The organism is Ruminococcus sp. AM26-12LB (assembly GCF_003480785.1).
Taxonomy (GTDB): Bacteria; Bacillota; Clostridia; order Lachnospirales; family Lachnospiraceae; genus Blautia_A; species Blautia_A fusiformis.
Map to the genome: position 1 here is coordinate 84,909 of NZ_QUJX01000006.1, position 16,621 is coordinate 101,529.

Here is a 16,621-nt window from a genome sequence, read left to right on the forward strand (position 1 = left end):
ATATGAAGGCAATATCGATCTATGCACTTACAAGAAATCAGAATATGGAATGTGTCCAGAAGCTGGAACGCCAGCTTTCCGGCAGAGATTTTTTTCTCAGGATCAAAGAGTGGGAACTGGAAAGTATGAAAGCACTGGTGAAGCAACTGGAACTGCATATGGAGGAAGTGTATAAGCTGCGCTTTTTCTATTCGTTTCAGATCCCGAAGCTTGGAAAGGAGTTCGATCTTCTTCAGATCAAAGATGACCAGATCGTGAATATTGAACTGAAAAGCGGCATTGTGTCGGACGAGGCTATCCGGAGACAGCTGATCCAGAACCGGTATTATCTGTCTGTTTTTGGAAAACCGATCCTGTCGTATACCTATATCAGCAGTGAAGATCATCTGGTGAGACTGACCAATCATGATCACATTGTGGAGGGGGACTGGAAACAGCTATGTATTGCATTGGGGAAAGAAAGCCCGGACTATGAGGGAGATATCGCGGATCTGTTTCAGGCAGAGCTTTATCTGATCTCTCCGCTGACAGAACCGGAGCGTTTTCTCAAAAAAGAGTATTTCCTTACTTCCCAGCAGAGAGATATTGAACGGCAGATTCTGAAGAGAATACGTGGAGAAAGAGGAGGATATTTCTGGTTCAGCGGACTTCCAGGAACCGGAAAAACATTGTTGCTTTATGATATTGCGATGAAGTTGTCCGTGCGCCAGAGAGTCTGTATCATTCACTGTGGAGAGGCGGGAAAAGAATGGAAGATTCTTCATGAACGTCTGCGGCGGATAGATTTTCTGGCAGATACTCAGCTGGACGGAACGACGGATCTTGGCTGTTACAGCAGCATTCTGGTAGATGAAGCACATCTTCTGTCCCTGGAAAAATTATCGGTTCTGCTTACATGGAGTGAGCACAGGCCGGTGATCTTTTCCAGTGATTCCGAGGATGTGATCTCACCGGAAGAGATGGATCGTAGCATTGTGGAAAGCCTGGGAAATCTGCCGGAGATCCAGAAATTCCATCTGACAAACCGGATCCGTACCAATGCGGAACTTTCCTCTTTTATCCAGAACATGATGCACCTGCCGGAAAAAAGAAGCCCCAGATGGTATCCGCATATTGCAGTGGTGTATGCCAATAATGACCGCGAGGTGGAAAATTTTCTGAATGATTTTGCGGGACAGGGATATCAGCAGCGGATGCCAGAGGGTTCTGGACAGCTTGGTATCCAGGCAGTGAGAGATGCGGAGAAGATCGTTGTATTGCTGGATGAACAGTATTATTACGACGAAAAAGGATATTTAAGATCCAGGTGCTCCGCGGAAAAATATTCCAGTGTACGAAAACTTTTTCATCTTTTGAATCAGGCGAAAGAGAGCCTGGCTCTGGTGGTGAGAGAGAATATGGCGTTATATGAAGTGATGATGGAGATTTTGCAGATGCACAGAAACAGATAAAAACAAAAGATTAAAGACAATGGAGAGGAAGACAGAGAGATGGAAGTTTTGGAGATTGTTTTGCCTGTACTGGCGATGATCATTCTTGGAATCCTGTGCAGAAAATGGAAACTTTTAGATCAGAGTGGTGTCAATAACATGAAAACACTGGTAACAAATATTATGCTTCCTGTGGCAATTTTTCATGCACTGGCAACAGCAGAGTACAGTGGAAAGATCGGAATTCTGGTTCTGATCATGTTTGTGATGCTCTTGATTTCATTTGGGGCAGGATTCTGGATGAAAAGATTTATGGACGAGCCATATAAGAAATATCTTCCGTTTCTGGTCTGTATCTATGAAGGTGGAATGATGGCTTACCCGTTGTATACAAGTCTTTGTGGCAGCGAAAATCTTTCACAGATTGCAGTGCTGGATATTGCGGGACTTCTTTTTGGATTCAGTGTGTATATGGGAATGCTGGGACAGACGGAAAACGGGGAAAAGATCAATGCAAAAAGCCTGTTTTACAGTGCATTGCGAACCCCTGCTTTTATAGGAACGGTTCTTGGAATTATTGCAGGACTGACACGAATGATCACCCGGCTTCTGGACAGTCCTTTTGGCAATTGTTATCTCAGTGTGGAGAATATTCTGACAACGGCCATTACGCCGATTATTCTTATTGTAGTTGGGTACAGTATGGAACTTGCGCCGGAACTTATCAGCCCCTGCCTCAAAACCATATTGCTGAGAGTCCTTTTGCAGGCAGTGATGATTGCGGGAGTTCTCATGGCAGTAAAATATTTGGTAGGAGGTTCCAGGCTTCTGAACCTGGCGGTTATTACATATATGTCCTCGCCTGCTACATTCAGTATGCAGACTTTTCTGAGAAAGAAAGAGAGCAGTGCCTATGCATCCACAACAAATTCTCTGTATTGTGTGGTCTCAATCCTGGTTTATATCACACTGGCAGTGGCAGGATGATGGAACTGAAAGAAGGGATCAAATGACGACAACGACATTATGTTATATAGAAAACGATGATAAATTCCTGATGCTTCACAGAGTAAAAAAACAGGATGATATGAATGAGGGCAAATGGATCGGCGTTGGCGGGCATGTGGAAAGTCAGGAAACTCCGGAAGAATGCCTTGTTCGTGAGGTGAAAGAGGAAACAGGGCTGACACTTACCTCCTATAAGTTCCGTGGCCTGGTGACATTTATAAACAGTGAATGCGAATCAGAACTTATGTGTGTGTTCACGGCCGATGAATATGCAGGAGAACTGATTGAATGTGATGAGGGAGAACTTTGCTGGGTTGACAAAGCCATGGTGCCGAATCTTCCGGCATGGGAGGGGGATCAGGTATTTCTTGATCTGCTCCTTTCAGGAGAAAAACGCTTTTTTTCTGTAAAATTGCAGTATGAAGGTGACAGACTTGTAGAGAAGAAAATTCATTTGTATTAATAGTAGATTGTTTCATAGCTGGAGGGGAAATCATGTTTAATAAAATGATTGCACAGCAAACCGCAAAAAAAGAAAAACTTCTTGATAATTTTCTGAAAAAACATGAAGCGGAATATCCGTTTCCGGAAGATGTGGAACTCATTTGTGACATTGACTATATGGGAGATGGAAAGCCCTGTCATTTCATGGATATTTACCGTCCCCGAAATTATGAAGGAAAACTTCCAGTCATGTTTAACCTGCACGGAGGCGGTTTTCTCCTTGGAAAAAAAGAAGAGGGATTTTTCTTCCCTCCTATATTTACGGGAAACACTGGAAAAAGAGTTCGTTTTATCCATATATAAATGAGACGTGCTCTGATGCAGACAACCGAATTATTAAGACAAAAGATGCTCTCTGTTTTTCCGGTTCCGGTCAGTTCTTATTGCATTATTGATAGTTTTCCGCTTGCAGTTTGCAAATTCGGACGTGCACGATACTGCAAAACATTTCGCAGCCAGGGTGCTGATTACGGAAAGTGCCCTTCTAAAAAGGAAACTTACTTCGGCTATAAAGTGCATGCCCTGGTCACGTTAGAAGGTTACATTACTGCATTTGAGATTACGCCGGCATCCACAGATGACCGTGAAGGATTACGAGATCTGGTGGATAATTGTTCAAATATTACAATTTTAGCAGATAAAGGATATGTTGGCGAAAAACTCATGCAGGAAATGCAGGAACAAACGATCTGTCTTTTTGCACTCAAGCGTTCCAACAGTAAAGAAAACTGGCCAAAATCGGTGCGTCAACTGATCTTCAAATTGAGAAGACGGGTAGAAACTGTCTTTTCACAGTTAAGCGGTCAGTTAAATGCTGAAAGAGTACTTGCCAAAAGCTTTCAGGGCTTATGCACCCGTTTGGTTAATAAAGTATTAGCATACAACCTCTGCATTGCATTAAACAGTATTTTCGGTGAAACCTGCGAACTTGGAAAAATCAAAGAACTGATATTCTAAAAAATTTGTTTATCAAAAAACAGGGATTTTTTGCGGCTTTTACAAGTTTTTAAACATTTTATTTGAAATAGCACAATAGGTTAAATTATAATATCTGAAATACTGGTTGGTCTGTATTGTAAAAAACAGATAGATATTTGTGTATAATGAAATAAATATGGAAGATGGGCAGGTCTGCTTTTGGGCTTACCTATTTATAAAATACAAATTCCAAATGTCAAGATCAACGCTGTTGAAGCATATATATGAAGTTCTGAATCCAAAGGCAATTATCAAACAGGCTTCCATATTAGGAAAGCTTTATACAGATTCTCAAAGGCACGATTTGATGGAAAACGTTCATGATATCCGAACACCAATGAATGCGCTTCTGGGATATAATGAGCTGATGAAAAAGATCGTAAATCTTGGAGATACCGATAAATTTTCTCTTCCTCAGTTGCTTGAGTTGTGAAGTCTGAATGAGAAAGCGGAAATGAAGTCTAAAAAGACTCCGCCTAACAGAGCTAAGAATGATAACGCTACTGTTTTTACTTCAGTGTAGAGAGTTGGAACACTTTCATTGCTATTTGTGCCGTCTGCCGAAGGCGGCGGAATGGAGATTAAAATGAATTTAAATGAATTTTTGAAAGAAGAAGCCTTTTCAAAATATAATGTTGGAATAGAAAAAATTAAAGATGATTTTATTGAATCCGGATATGAAAAATTTTTGTGGAGGCAAACACTGAAAGAGTGGGATGATGCAAAAAAGACAATATTAGAAGAGAATTCGTATAAATATGTTGTTAATAAATATGTACAGAGCTTTTTAGAGCAGTTTAATAATATTGATGATTCAGATGTTGCTTTTATTTATCCAGAGTCATATACACCTAATTATTTTATGATACAAGCATTAATAAAAAAAGAAGCTAAAAAGGATTATGTAATAGAAAATTTATTACCGGATGATGATACAATTAATCATTTGGCTATTTTTTGTCGCGATAAAAAAGAAACAATAGAATTAATGAATCACTTAGTTTATTCAGCAGTATTGGGAGAGAACTTCGGTGGATATAAATTGCTGGGAGTTCATTTATGCTATTATTTGGAATGCTGTGGAAATGATTCTTACGCATATACTATGAGAGTTCCTAATAGTTTAATGCATTATCAGGGTTATGTTACAAGAAAGGACACAAATCCATATATAATATATGCTACTCGAAAGAATATAGAAGGATTAGTGCAAAAGGGCTTTTTTAGATCAGAATTTGAATTGTATTTGAATTTAAAAAATACATTAATGCCTTTTTTACAAGCTATGTATCTTAAGGCACAGAATGCAGGGGATAAGAATTATGACTGGAAAACAGCAAAGAGCATTTTAAAGGGAGAATTAATTGAAAATGGAATCATAATATCTAAATGGAAACATGAACAATCTCTTTTTTTATTAGTAAAGAAAACTTATTCAGATGCTATATTTCAATATAGACCGGAATGGCTTTCTCCCCAAAGTTTGGATATTTATATTCCCAAATTAAATGTTGGAATAGAATATCAGGGAATACAACATTATACGGATGTAGATTTTTTTGGAGGAAAGAAAGCATTGGAGCATAGAAAAGTTCTCGATGAGAAAAAACGCAAAATATGTCAAGATAAGGGGGTCATTTTGGTTGAATGGAAATACAACTTTAACATTACAAACAAAAATTTACAGACTTTATTGCGGGATGCCTTGAGATCAGTATAAAAATGTATGAGTCTAATGTATTGACCGAAGCCGCAGAATAAAGCAATACATGATATTATAGAGTAGAATAAAGAAGATATCTATTCCAAGTAGCCTTTATAACAATTATAAAGAGAGTTCCTTGTAACTATCAGGAAATCTGATAGTTAGTTCTTCAGCAGAAAGTATATGTTTAATAATAGTACCGGAGTTACAGCCAGATTTGATTTGCGTTTGTTGGCAACTTTTTACGATAAGAAAGAATAACAATTACTTAATTAAGTACAACGATTAGAAATCAACAGTGTAACCTATGATAAAAACATTAGTGGTTGATGATGCAGGACTTAAAGAAAATATATTTTTTGATAATAAAATAAAAGGCAGGAAAAAGTATGATTACAGGAAGTTTTATAATGATATCAGAGGGCGAAATTAAAGAGCGTCGAAAAAAGAGAGAAACTGAATTGCGAAAGATGGTCTATGAAGAATATGAAAATTTTAAGATATATATTAGCTTTTACGAATTGCCGGAAATTAAAAAAATAACTTTTATGAATATGCGTGGATGTGATGCGGCAGTATCTCCAATTTTCAGTAGTGAACTTGAAATAAGGATTAATGAAAAATATTTAAAGGCCAAATGTCCTATGGAGTATTTAAAAGTTATTTTATTTCATGAATTCACGCATATTTGGGATCGAATAGTAAAATATGCAGATTTACGAGCAGCGAAACTGACAGAGTATCATGCAGTGCAAGTTGCATTTGCAAAAAATCTCAACCAAAAGCGTATTGATAAATGGGATAAGTTTTCTGAGAATCAATTTGTTTCGTATAATGATAAACGTGTATCTGCAAAAGAATATCTGCAAGTTTGGTGTGACCATTATTCCTATGACATGGAGTACCATTATTATAATGAATCAGATGACCGTACAAACCAGTTTATGTATGATTTGTGTCAATGGATGGGGTATAGTATTATATTTGAAAAATATTGTATTGAATGGAATGGAACACGTAAAATTAAAGGATTTATCCCAAAAGATATGGAAGATTTAATCGAGCAATTTTATATAAGCCTTAGAGATGATTTTGGAAAGGAACAAATCGTTAGTAACTATAATCAAATAAAGAACAAATTTAATGAACTGAATCATATTCAGTTTATTGGAAATGAAAATTACTTTCTGATAGAAAGAACTAAGGGGATAAGTGCGGAGAAAAGTTTCAAAGAACATTGCATAGCGATAGAAAAAATATATAATGATATGAAAAAAAAGCATTCCCCACAATTTTTAACAAACCAACCATATTTAAATAAAAGTTTTGTTTTGCAATATTTTAGAAAAATGTATCAAGATATGCTTTCTGTTATTGATACGCCGTTTCTTTTCAAAAAATATATGGAGCATTATTCTTTGATATGCCTGGATGATATTACAAAAATGAAAAGTTTCTTGGAATCAGAAATCAGACCAATATTTGAATCAAAAAGTTATTTTGAGATTGTTATAAAAAAAATAGAATTGCTGAATGAAGTTGAGATATGTACAGCCCCAAATGGGAAATCCTACTATAGGATTTTTAATGTTCAGAATTTTATTGAAAGCATAGGATTTACGCCGGCGTTTCTGGCAGCGTTACTTATGGGAATTGCTGATGCAGGATATGAAATAAAATTTTCAAATGTAATGATAATTTCTAAAGTTGTTTAAAAATTATACGCAAAAATAATAGAATAAGGGTATGGGGCATATCAATAAGTTCTCTACTCTTTTATTGTATTTAGAGAACATTAACACAAAAGCACTTGTTTGTATATCGTTTGCTTGGCTTGTTTACAATTGATAAGAATTGAGTGAATTCCAAGCCCAGAGCCGCTTTGTGGGGAGTAAGTCGGCTTTGCATTTGTGAGATTTCTTGTATTCTACATAATTGCCAATCATTTTCCTAATAGTTGGATAGTATGGACTTGCTGACCGGAATATTCATTCATCTATTCTTATCGAGGTAGAACTACTGGCAACGTATTACAGAATCATACGAAAGAAATGACTACTGAGGAGTTAGATATGGATTGCAAAAGATACATGATCTGTTTATGGTAAAATGTAAAATATCTTTACGATAAGGAAATAACACACAAAGGAAAAAACAAGAAATGCAAGAACACACAAGAACTCCCGTATTTCAGGAAAAAAATGGCACCTGGAGACATCTCACTAAAACTGTGAATTCCCTCATCTGCACTATTGAATATGGCAGCAGTGCCGGTTTTTCATCAAAGGAAGACGCCCTAGAGAGTTACCAGCAGTCCATGGATGCTTACCAGGATCAAATATCCAGGTTAAAAAAATCCCGGAACATGCCGTTTACTTTTTCGGAATACCTGAATTACTGGCTCAGAGATGTCTATACACCGATTTTTAACAGTTCCAGTGCCCAGTTGCGTAATCGATGGGTGATAGAACTGATCATACTGCCGCATCTTCACAAAGATATCCTCCTTGACTGCATCAGTACCGGTTATATTAATAAAGTTCTGGGAGACTGTCAAAAAGTCTGTACCAATGGAGGATATTACGCTTACCGGCTTCTTCATACGGCTCTGCGTTTCGCTTACTATAATTCCTATATTCCGGATATTAACTTTCAGGAGATCAGACATTATCCGGAGCCTGTGAGAAATGTAACGTTTTATTCCAACGAACAGCTTCGCAGATTTCTGGACGTAGCTTCACATTCCAGCAGTTATCTGGAGATTCAGCTGGCACTTTTCTGTGGCTTGAAAAAAGGAGAAATTCTTGGGCTTAGATATTCAGATTTCCATAAAAAAGAATGTACAGTAAAAATACAGCGTATATATACCATACAGCGTAATACAGAAGATGGCTATCAGTTCAAAAAGCTTTCCGGAACCAGACAAAACCGTACCTTAAAAATCCCTTCTTTTATTTTCCAGGAACTTGCCATACGCAGAAAAAAGAACCTTTCTATCCTGGAAAAATATCCATCCGAAACCAAATATAAATCCAGCATCTGTCTTGGCCCGGCTGCAAAGACAAAATCCGACAACACACTTGGGGTTTCTTTAAAACAGATCGCAATAGAAGCCGGCCTCCCTGTAGTCTGTATGGGTGACCTCCGCTATATGTTTGCCCGTTTTCTTATGGAACAGGGATTCTCCCTGGAGACAATTTCTGCCATTCTCGGTCATACAAAACTAAATACGACTTTGGCATTTTGTAGTATATTCCCATGTGAGGAACCCGAAATAGGCATAGTCATCGGAAACACCTTGGATCCTGTTTTTGAATCCGGAACAGAGCGGTGAGAAGGAGAAATCTATTTATGCAAAAGAAAAAATATCCATTGTTTCCAGCCGTAAAAGAACCCTTTTTCTATGGAAATATTATTTCTGGACGATCACTGGGAGATGTGGTTTACCTGGCATCCAGGAAAAAATACTGTTTCCGTCTTCAACTGGTTTTTGAATCCGGTGATGTTAGGACGGTACAGAGAACCTCATCTGACAAGCAGACGGCCCGTATGGAAAGGGATCTTGCACTGATGCACATTGCCAGGGGAACTTTCATCCCTTTTTCTTATACAGTCAGGGAATTCTACGAATACTGGTTTTATCATCATATGATCGGAGAAAAACGAATTTCCTATAATACCTATACTTCTTATCGCAGCATCTTGAATAATCATATCCTTCCCGTGATCGGACACCAAAAACTTGATTGTCTGCAGAGAAAAGACCTGATCCGGGCATTACGGAAGATTCCTTCAAGAAATGTACAGCGTACCGCCATCGGAATGATATCAGGGTCTCTGCGCTATGCACAGGAACGGAGTTATTTTCCAGTAAACATATACAGCGGTCTCAATTATGAATTAAAGAAATCCGGTCTTTTTCAAAAAGAAACGAAAACAGAAGCAAACGTATATACAGTAGAACAGGATGCGCATCTTTTACATCTCTGCCGGAAACAGGAACCACAGATCTATCTTCCTATGCTTCTTGCCGTTACTGCCGGTCTCAGAGTATCGGAGGCGATCGGACTGAAATATGAAGATATTGATTTTCTTAATAAAAAACTTACCGTGACACGTCAGCTCGGAAGAAGTCTGTATCCGGAAAACTCTCATATAGAGCGGCCAGCATTGTCGCAGGAAATCCAGCTGAAAACAGCGAGGAGCCACCGGCAGGTAGAACTGGCAGACTTTGTCCTTGACGAGATTCTGCTGGAACGGCAGCGGTATGAAAAACGCAAAGCAGAAGATCCAGGCTTTCAGAATCTGGGATATATCTGCTGCCAGAAAGATGGACGCTGCTATAATCGCAGATTTTATACAGATGCTTATAATCGGATTCTGCAACAATGTGAATTTCCAAGACTTGAATGGAGAAAATTCCGTAATACCTATGCGACAATTCTGTCTGATTATCAGGTCCATATCAAAACAATTTCTCAGTGTCTGGGACATTACAGCCCGGATTTCACCAAGAAAGTTTACGTGTTTGTAAAAGAGCCGGACGTTTATGACATTTCTCACGCAATCGGGGAATATGTTTCTACGAACCGTCTTCTACCTGTTCCCCGTAGCTGGAAAGAAACAGATGTCTACCTGCTCCCAGGAGATTCCGTCTACAGGGAATATTTTTTGAATAATTTTTATTCCATTTAAAACATCACTGGTAATATAAATTTCATAGTGGAAAGTTCTCCCTGCGGTTCCGCAATCTGCTGACACAGGGTCAGCATCCGGCTGGGGTTTGTATAACCAAAGAGCTCCATGATCCTTTTAATATGCTTTTCTTCTTTTATAAGACTGGCAAGATACATATAGCGAAGATCTCCCATTGTGATACCAGGCAGGCCTGCAGCCTGCGTAATCTTTTTCAATCTGGTGTTTAATGCTGGAAGTGTCTTTGTCTTTCCGTATGGTCCAAGACAAAGAACATCTTTTTCAGCCAGGCCTGGATATTTTTTATGGATGCGCTCATTCTGAGATTTTCTGCATTTAATTTCATCAAAAAGGAAATCTGGCACAGGTAGGGTGCGGTAGTTACTTTCACCACGGAGCTTTCTGTTACTGTATTTTTCTTGTCCTGCTTTTGATTCATAATGCTCATTGGTACTATAATTTCTGATATGCATCCCAGTTACGGTAACAGTACCTGCTCTCAGATCAAAACTGTCATACTTAAGGTTCAGGATTTCCCCGGCTTTCAGTCCGCAGTAAAGTGCCAGGGCAAATTCAAGATAATGGGAAGCCGTATCATTTTTTGCAGCTGACAGGAAACAGGAAAGCTGTTCCGGCGTATAAAGGATCAATTCTTTCTCAATTGCAGAATAATTTTTCAAATCCAGGAAAAGCCACAGATTTCCAATTTTGTTTCCAAGCCCATTTGTTATGAGAATACGGAGAAAACGGTGTAAAGAAGCTGCCGTATTTTCGCTTTTTATGCTCACACGTTCCAAAAGTGCATTCAGGAATATCGCATATGTCTTTTCCACGGGCAGCCCCATAGCTGGAAGATTCGGCTCAATAACACTAAAAATCATCTAGCGGTAGTAAGCATCTGTACTGCTGCTGGTTGAAGTGGGAAGGTAATTGTTGTAGTACCAGTATTCCAGGTAATCTTCCAAAGTGATGCCTTCTTTCTTTTCGGTTGTTTCTTTCATGTCTTTTTTCTTTTCTGTCATCAGCCATTACAGGCCGTTTTTTGGTCAGTTATAAGCGGATTTAATTTCTGCTTTTAACTCTTACATTACTGATATGTATGATTTGCATTCTATTATCCCTCCATTTTTATCAATTTTTGACAAAATGAAAAAATTTTTTACTTAGAATATTCCGAAATGAAAAAAGACAAATTTTAGCACTTTGGAAAAAGCAAACGATTTCCCTTGAATTTATGAAATGACCTGTATTATAATAAGATAATTAACGGCATATGCTAAAATAAAAACATAAGTGACCATGTGCCATTTTTTGAGTCAAAACGGCCTGGAAAATGCATACTATTTTTCAAGTTTATTCAGAAAAAAGGATACGGTATGCCACCATCAGGAAAATCTCTGTTTTGGCAGAAAGTAACAATTGTTGAAAGGAAAAGAATGAGAAAATTAGCACTTAGTGATGAAATTTTAATGAAGGTTGACAAAGCTGCCCGTTATATCGGCGGTGAAGTCAACTCCGTAATGAAAGATAAAAATGCAGTAGATATCCGTTTCGCAATGTGCTTCCCGGATGTCTACGAGATCGGAATGTCAAACCTGGGCATGATGATCCTCTATAACATGTTCAACCAGCGCGAGGACGTATGGTGTGAGCGGCTCTTTTCCCCATGGCCGGATCTGGATAAGGTGATGAGGGAGGAGAAGATCCCGTTGTTTGCACTGGAATCCCAGGAGCCTATCCGGGATTTTGATTTTCTTGGAATTACGATCGGGTACGAGATGTGTTATACCAACATCCTCCAGGTACTGGATCTCAGTGGTATCCCGCTGAAAAGTGCAGACCGTGGTGAGGATTTTCCTATTGTGATCGGTGGCGGTGCCTGTGCGTATAATCCGGAGCCGCTGGCACCTTTTTTTGATATGTTTTATATCGGAGAAGGTGAAACGGTTTATGATGCACTTTTTGATGCGTACAAGGCAAATAAAAAGGCTGGTGGCAGCAGGAAGGATTTTCTTCTGGCAGCAGCTAAGATCCCTGGAATTTATGTTCCATCTCTTTATGAAGTTACCTATAAAGAAGACGGCACGATCGCATCCTTTGCACCGACGGCGGATGGTGTTCCTGAGAAGGTCCAGAAACAGCTGATCATTGATATGGAAAAGGAATATCGTGCTGTGGAGGCACCGGTCGTTCCTCACATTAAGGCAACACAGGATCGTGTAACTCTTGAGATCCAGAGAGGATGCATTCGAGGCTGTCGTTTCTGCCAGGCAGGTATGATCTATCGTCCGACCCGTGAACGTGATGTGGAAACTCTGAAAGAATCGGCGCGTATTATGCTGAAAAATACAGGTCATGAGGAGATTTCCCTCAGTTCTTTAAGTTCCAGTGACTATTCCCAGCTGAAAGAACTGGTGAATTTCCTGATCGAGGAATTCCACGGAAAAGCAATCAACATTTCCCTGCCATCTCTTCGAATTGATGCTTTTGCGCTGGATGTTATGAGTAAAGTGCAGGATGTAAAGAAAAGCAGCCTGACTTTTGCTCCGGAGGCCGGTTCTCAGCGACTTCGTGACGTTATCAACAAAGGTCTGACAGAGGAAGTGATCCTTCATGGTGCGGGCGAAGCATTCAAGGGTGGCTGGAATCAGGTGAAGCTTTACTTTATGCTCGGTCTTCCCACAGAAACAGAAGACGATATGAAGGGAATTGCTCATCTGGCACAGAAGATCGCAGAGACCTATTATGAGGTAGTTCCGAAAGAACAGCGTAAAGGTAAGGTACAGATCAACGTCAGCACATCTTTCTTTGTGCCGAAGCCGTTTACCCCATTTCAGTGGGCACCAATGTATACAGAGCAGGATTTTGTGGAAAAAGCCAAGGTGGTTAAAAATGAAGTCCGCGCCCAGCTGAATCAGAGAAGTATCCGTTATAACTGGCATGAACCGGATGTAACAGCTCTGGAAGGATTTCTCGCACGCGGGGACAGACGATGCGCGGATGTGATCCTGAAGGCTTATGAAAAAGGTGCCCTTTACGATGCCTGGACAGAAAATTTTGATTATGATATCTGGAAGGAAGCTATGGCTGAATGCGGAGTGGATATGACATTCTACACACTTCGTGAAAGAAGCCTGGATGAGATCCTTCCATGGGATTTCATTGATACCGGTGTCAGCCGCAGATTCCTGGAGCGTGAATGGCAGCGTGCAAAAGAGGGTGTTGTGACGGAAAACTGCCGTCAGAAATGTTCCGCATGTGGAGCTATGAAATTTAAAGGAGGTGTCTGCCTTGAAGGTAAGAATTAAATTCAGCAAAGAGGGTCCTATGAAGTTTGTGGGACATCTGGATACCATGCGTTATTTCCAGAAAGCGCTTCGTCGTGCAGAGCTCCCGGTAGCGTTTTCCGGTGGATACAGCCCGCATATGATCATGTCTTTTGCGGTTCCACTTGGAGTGGGGATGGAGAGTCTCGGAGATTATTTTGACCTGGAAATGGCAGAAGATATGCCTACTGCAGAGATCGCAGCCCGTCTGGAGGAACAGATGGCAGAGGGGATGCATATCGTTAGCGTCCGCAAGGTAGAGGATGGAAAAGCGGGTAAAGCGATGGCACTGGTGGCAGCAGCAGATTATCTTGTGGAGTTCCGTCCGGGCAAAGAGCCTTCTATTGACTGGAAAAGCCGTGTGAAAGAATTTCTGGCACAGCCGGAGATCAAAGTGACCAAGCAGACCAAGCGCAGCGAAAAGGAGATCGATCTTCGTCCGAATATCTATAAAATGGAAGTAAGAGAGAATGGGTTCTTTTATATGCTGGCATCTGCAAGCTCTAATTATACGAAGCCGGAGATGGTAACAAACACATTTTTCCACTGGATTGGAGAAGAACTTCCGGAATTTGCCTTCACAGTGAAACGTCTGGAAATGTATGCCGATAAAGGAGAAAATGCAAGCCCACGTTTTGTGACTCTGGAATCATTAGGTGAGGAAATTGAGTAAACTGATCATAACAAGAATGGAGATCCATAGTGTGCCCTGTACAGTAGCGGCCCTTTCGGAGGAGGAACGGATCGTTGAGATCCGACTGGAATCCGATCAGGAAAAATCTATTCTTGGAAATATATATACCGGACAGGTCGAAAATATCGCATCCAATATCCAGGCGGCTTTTGTGCAGATCGAGCCTGGAAAGAGATGCTACTATTCTCTTGCAGAGGCACAGAGAGCTGTTTTTTCCGCAGGAAGAAAAGGAAACGGACCATTGCGGCCTGGAGATGAGCTCCTGGTACAGGTGAGCAGGGATGCCATGAAGGGAAAACTTCCGGCACTGACATCCAATCTGAATTTTACGGGAAGATATCTTGTTCTCACTACAGGAGATAAAAAGTTTGGTCTGTCTTCCAAGCTGGCACTGGAAGATCGCCATCGCCTCAGCGGATGGCTGAAAGAGGAAGCAGAGCGTCCGGATAAGGAATTCGGTATCATTGTCCGGACCAATGCCGCAGACGCTTCCAAAGAAGAGATTCTGAAGGAACTGGAGTGGCTGAAGGGCCGCTACCATAAAGCCGTAGTTCAGGGACGGAACCGTACCTGTTTCAGTCTTGTACTGGAGACAGAACCATTTTATGTGGCTGCTGTAAGGGATGCTTATGGTCGTGACTTGGATGAGATCATTACCGATGTGCCGAAAATCAGAGAAATGATCCTGGGATATCTGGAAGAGATCAGCCCGGAGCTTAAAGAAAAGCTTCGTTTTTATCAGGACAAACTTCTTCCGCTTTATAAGCTGTATCGCGTGGAAACCGCACTGGATGCGATCCAGAAAGAAAAAGTATGGCTGAACAGCGGCGGATTTCTGGTGATCCAGCAGACGGAGGCCTTTGTATCCATTGATGTAAACAGTGGAAAATATACCGGAAAGAAGAAAATGGAAGAAACCTTCCGCAAGATCAATCTGGAAGCGGCTGCGGAGATCGGTCGGCAGTTACGGCTGCGTAATCTTTCAGGTATTATCCTGATCGATTTTATCAACATGGAAAATCCGGATCACAGAGATGAACTCTTTCATGTTTTACAGAAGCTTCTCAGAAAGGATCCGATAAAGAGCAGGGCCATTGATATCACACCATTGCATATCCTGGAAATGACCAGAAAGAAAGTAAGACGTCCGGTGATCGAGGACATTCGGGAGCTTACAAAAAAATAATAAAAATATCAAAAAAACTATTGACATAACAGTATGTCACTGTTATGATAATCGAGTATGCCGCACAAAGAGGTTAAAGAGCTTCAGTTTCAGAACAGAAGCCACCGAATTTGGCGAGTAAATAATTAGGAGGTGCCACAGATGTACGCAATTATTGCAACAGGTGGTAAACAGTACAAGGTTGCCGAGGGTGACGTAATTAAAGTTGAAAAGCTCGGTGTAGAAGCTGGTGAAACCGTAACATTTGACAACGTGATCGCAGTCAGCAATGACGGATTAAAGGTTGGCGAGGATGTAAAAGATGCCAGTGTTACCGCTTCTGTAGTTGAAAACGGTAAGAATCGCAAGGTCATCGTTTACAAATACAAACGCAAAACTGGATATCACAAGAAAAACGGACACAGACAGCAGTACACCAAAGTTAAGATCGAAAAGATTAACGGTTAATCTGGTGTCATCATGATTACAATTAAAGTCAGAAAGAAAAACGGATCTTACGAAGAATTTATTTCGAAGGGACATGCCGGTTATGCAGAAGCTGGACAGGATATTGTTTGTGCTGCGGTATCTGCACTGATCATTACCACGGTGAATTCTCTTGAAAAATTCACAGATGATAAATTTGATGTGCAGGAAAAGGATGGATTTGTTTCCATTCATTTCAGAAATGATCTTTCTGAACGGGGGATGCTCCTTATGGATTCCTTACTTCTCGGTCTGACGGAAATTGCTGGTAGTTATAACAATCGATATTTGACAGTAAAAGTCAAGGAGGTGTAACAACAATGATGAAGATGAACCTTCAGTTATTCGCACATAAAAAGGGAGTTGGTTCTACAAAGAACGGTCGTGATTCCGAGTCTAAGAGATTAGGTGCGAAAAGAGCAGACGGACAGTTTGTAAAAGCCGGAAACATTCTTTACAGACAGCGCGGAACCAAGATTCACCCAGGTGAAAACGTAGGCTGCGGTAAAGACTATACTTTATTTGCACTTACAGACGGAGTCGTAAGATTCACAAGAAAAGGTCGCGATAAGAAACAGGTTTCTATCGTTCCTGTAGACGCAGAGTAATGAAATAGGTAAAAGGCTTCAA

General features: G+C 40.2%; 16 protein-coding genes and 1 pseudogene. 16 read left to right on the forward strand and 1 reads right to left on the reverse strand.

From position 1 onward, the window contains the following. The first annotated feature begins 2 nt into the window (after positions 1 to 2). From DW694_RS05905 to DW694_RS05950, 10 genes and pseudogenes are all read left to right on the forward strand, one after another. A complete protein-coding gene (locus DW694_RS05905; RefSeq protein ID WP_118752690.1) occupies positions 3 to 1,451 on the forward strand; it encodes a DNA/RNA helicase domain-containing protein in 1,449 nt (482 codons plus the stop codon). A 39-nt stretch (positions 1,452 to 1,490) separates the two neighbouring features. Further along, positions 1,491 to 2,417 (forward strand): AEC family transporter, encoded by a 927-nt coding sequence (locus DW694_RS05910; protein ID WP_118752691.1) that lies wholly within the window; start codon positions 1,491 to 1,493, stop codon positions 2,415 to 2,417. 22 nt (positions 2,418 to 2,439) lie between these two features. Next, entirely contained in the window at positions 2,440 to 2,901 is a 462-nt protein-coding gene (locus tag DW694_RS05915) for an 8-oxo-dGTP diphosphatase (RefSeq protein ID WP_021652616.1), read from the forward strand. Between the two features lie 32 nt (positions 2,902 to 2,933). After that, complete coding sequence (locus tag DW694_RS05920) at positions 2,934 to 3,245, forward strand: carboxylesterase family protein (protein ID WP_021652615.1); 312 nt, start codon at positions 2,934 to 2,936, stop codon at positions 3,243 to 3,245. 3 nt (positions 3,246 to 3,248) lie between these two features. After that, a pseudogene (locus DW694_RS05925) lies at positions 3,249 to 3,899 on the forward strand (IS982 family transposase); the annotation flags it as partial. Between the two features lie 157 nt (positions 3,900 to 4,056). Continuing rightward, the gene (locus DW694_RS05930) at positions 4,057 to 4,353 is read left to right on the forward strand and encodes a hypothetical protein (RefSeq protein WP_021652613.1); all 297 of its coding nucleotides are present in this window, start codon (positions 4,057 to 4,059) and stop codon (positions 4,351 to 4,353) included. Positions 4,354 to 4,506: 153 nt separating this feature from the next. Continuing rightward, positions 4,507 to 5,640, forward strand: a complete 1,134-nt coding sequence (locus DW694_RS05935; RefSeq protein ID WP_118752692.1) for a hypothetical protein — start codon at positions 4,507 to 4,509, stop codon at positions 5,638 to 5,640. Positions 5,641 to 6,014: 374 nt separating this feature from the next. Then, entirely contained in the window at positions 6,015 to 7,340 is a 1,326-nt protein-coding gene (locus tag DW694_RS05940; RefSeq protein ID WP_129974506.1) for a hypothetical protein, read from the forward strand. Positions 7,341 to 7,786: 446 nt separating this feature from the next. Then, positions 7,787 to 8,959, forward strand: a complete 1,173-nt coding sequence (locus DW694_RS05945) for a site-specific integrase (protein WP_110104103.1) — start codon at positions 7,787 to 7,789, stop codon at positions 8,957 to 8,959. A 17-nt stretch (positions 8,960 to 8,976) separates the two neighbouring features. Then, positions 8,977 to 10,320 (forward strand): site-specific integrase, encoded by a 1,344-nt coding sequence (locus DW694_RS05950; protein ID WP_021652076.1) that lies wholly within the window; start codon positions 8,977 to 8,979, stop codon positions 10,318 to 10,320. Here the strand turns inward: DW694_RS05950 and DW694_RS05955 are convergent. Further along, complete coding sequence (locus DW694_RS05955; protein ID WP_158526512.1) at positions 10,317 to 11,153, reverse strand: tyrosine-type recombinase/integrase; 837 nt, start codon at positions 11,151 to 11,153, stop codon at positions 10,317 to 10,319. The genes DW694_RS05950 and DW694_RS05955 overlap by 4 nt on opposite strands. A 603-nt stretch (positions 11,154 to 11,756) precedes the next feature. Here DW694_RS05955 and DW694_RS05960 point away from each other — a divergent pair. From DW694_RS05960 to rpmA, 6 genes are all read left to right on the forward strand, one after another. Continuing rightward, the gene (locus DW694_RS05960; protein WP_044961848.1) at positions 11,757 to 13,628 is read left to right on the forward strand and encodes a TIGR03960 family B12-binding radical SAM protein; all 1,872 of its coding nucleotides are present in this window, start codon (positions 11,757 to 11,759) and stop codon (positions 13,626 to 13,628) included. Next, positions 13,603 to 14,319: a TIGR03936 family radical SAM-associated protein gene (locus DW694_RS05965; RefSeq protein ID WP_334292737.1), complete on the forward strand. Its 717-nt coding sequence runs from the start codon at positions 13,603 to 13,605 to the stop codon at positions 14,317 to 14,319. Before DW694_RS05960 ends, DW694_RS05965 begins: the two co-directional genes overlap by 26 nt. Continuing rightward, positions 14,312 to 15,526 carry a ribonuclease E/G gene (locus DW694_RS05970; protein WP_330583964.1) on the forward strand — a complete coding sequence of 405 codons (1,215 nt, stop codon included), beginning with the start codon at positions 14,312 to 14,314 and terminating at the stop codon, positions 15,524 to 15,526. Before DW694_RS05965 ends, DW694_RS05970 begins: the two co-directional genes overlap by 8 nt. 141 nt (positions 15,527 to 15,667) lie before the next feature. Next, entirely contained in the window at positions 15,668 to 15,973 is a 306-nt protein-coding gene (gene rplU, locus DW694_RS05975) for a 50S ribosomal protein L21 (protein WP_015525170.1), read from the forward strand. A gap of 12 nt (positions 15,974 to 15,985) precedes the next feature. Continuing rightward, on the forward strand, positions 15,986 to 16,306 hold the full coding sequence (locus DW694_RS05980; RefSeq protein ID WP_015525169.1) for a ribosomal-processing cysteine protease Prp: 321 nt from the start codon (positions 15,986 to 15,988) through the stop codon (positions 16,304 to 16,306). A gap of 5 nt (positions 16,307 to 16,311) precedes the next feature. Further along, entirely contained in the window at positions 16,312 to 16,599 is a 288-nt protein-coding gene (rpmA, locus tag DW694_RS05985) for a 50S ribosomal protein L27 (protein WP_015525168.1), read from the forward strand. Positions 16,600 to 16,621: the final 22 nt, after the last annotated feature.

Excerpts from the sequence above, each read along its gene's own strand:
- DW694_RS05905 (WP_118752690.1), top strand. The coding sequence starts at position 3 with ATGAAGGCAATATCGATCTATGCACTTACAAGAAATCAGAATATGGAA.
- DW694_RS05915 (WP_021652616.1), top strand. The coding sequence starts at position 2,440 with ATGACGACAACGACATTATGTTATATAGAAAACGATGATAAATTCCTG.
- DW694_RS05960 (WP_044961848.1), top strand. The coding sequence starts at position 11,757 with ATGAGAAAATTAGCACTTAGTGATGAAATTTTAATGAAGGTTGACAAA.
- DW694_RS05950 (WP_021652076.1), top strand. The coding sequence starts at position 8,977 with ATGCAAAAGAAAAAATATCCATTGTTTCCAGCCGTAAAAGAACCCTTT.
- DW694_RS05910 (WP_118752691.1), top strand. The coding sequence starts at position 1,491 with ATGGAAGTTTTGGAGATTGTTTTGCCTGTACTGGCGATGATCATTCTT.
- DW694_RS05930 (WP_021652613.1), top strand. The coding sequence starts at position 4,057 with ATGGAAGATGGGCAGGTCTGCTTTTGGGCTTACCTATTTATAAAATAC.
- DW694_RS05920 (WP_021652615.1), top strand. The coding sequence starts at position 2,934 with ATGTTTAATAAAATGATTGCACAGCAAACCGCAAAAAAAGAAAAACTT.
- rpmA (WP_015525168.1), top strand. The coding sequence starts at position 16,312 with ATGATGAAGATGAACCTTCAGTTATTCGCACATAAAAAGGGAGTTGGT.
- DW694_RS05935 (WP_118752692.1), top strand. The coding sequence starts at position 4,507 with ATGAATTTAAATGAATTTTTGAAAGAAGAAGCCTTTTCAAAATATAAT.
- DW694_RS05940 (WP_129974506.1), top strand. The coding sequence starts at position 6,015 with ATGATTACAGGAAGTTTTATAATGATATCAGAGGGCGAAATTAAAGAG.
- DW694_RS05945 (WP_110104103.1), top strand. The coding sequence starts at position 7,787 with ATGCAAGAACACACAAGAACTCCCGTATTTCAGGAAAAAAATGGCACC.
- DW694_RS05980 (WP_015525169.1), top strand. The coding sequence starts at position 15,986 with ATGATTACAATTAAAGTCAGAAAGAAAAACGGATCTTACGAAGAATTT.
- rplU (WP_015525170.1), top strand. The coding sequence starts at position 15,668 with ATGTACGCAATTATTGCAACAGGTGGTAAACAGTACAAGGTTGCCGAG.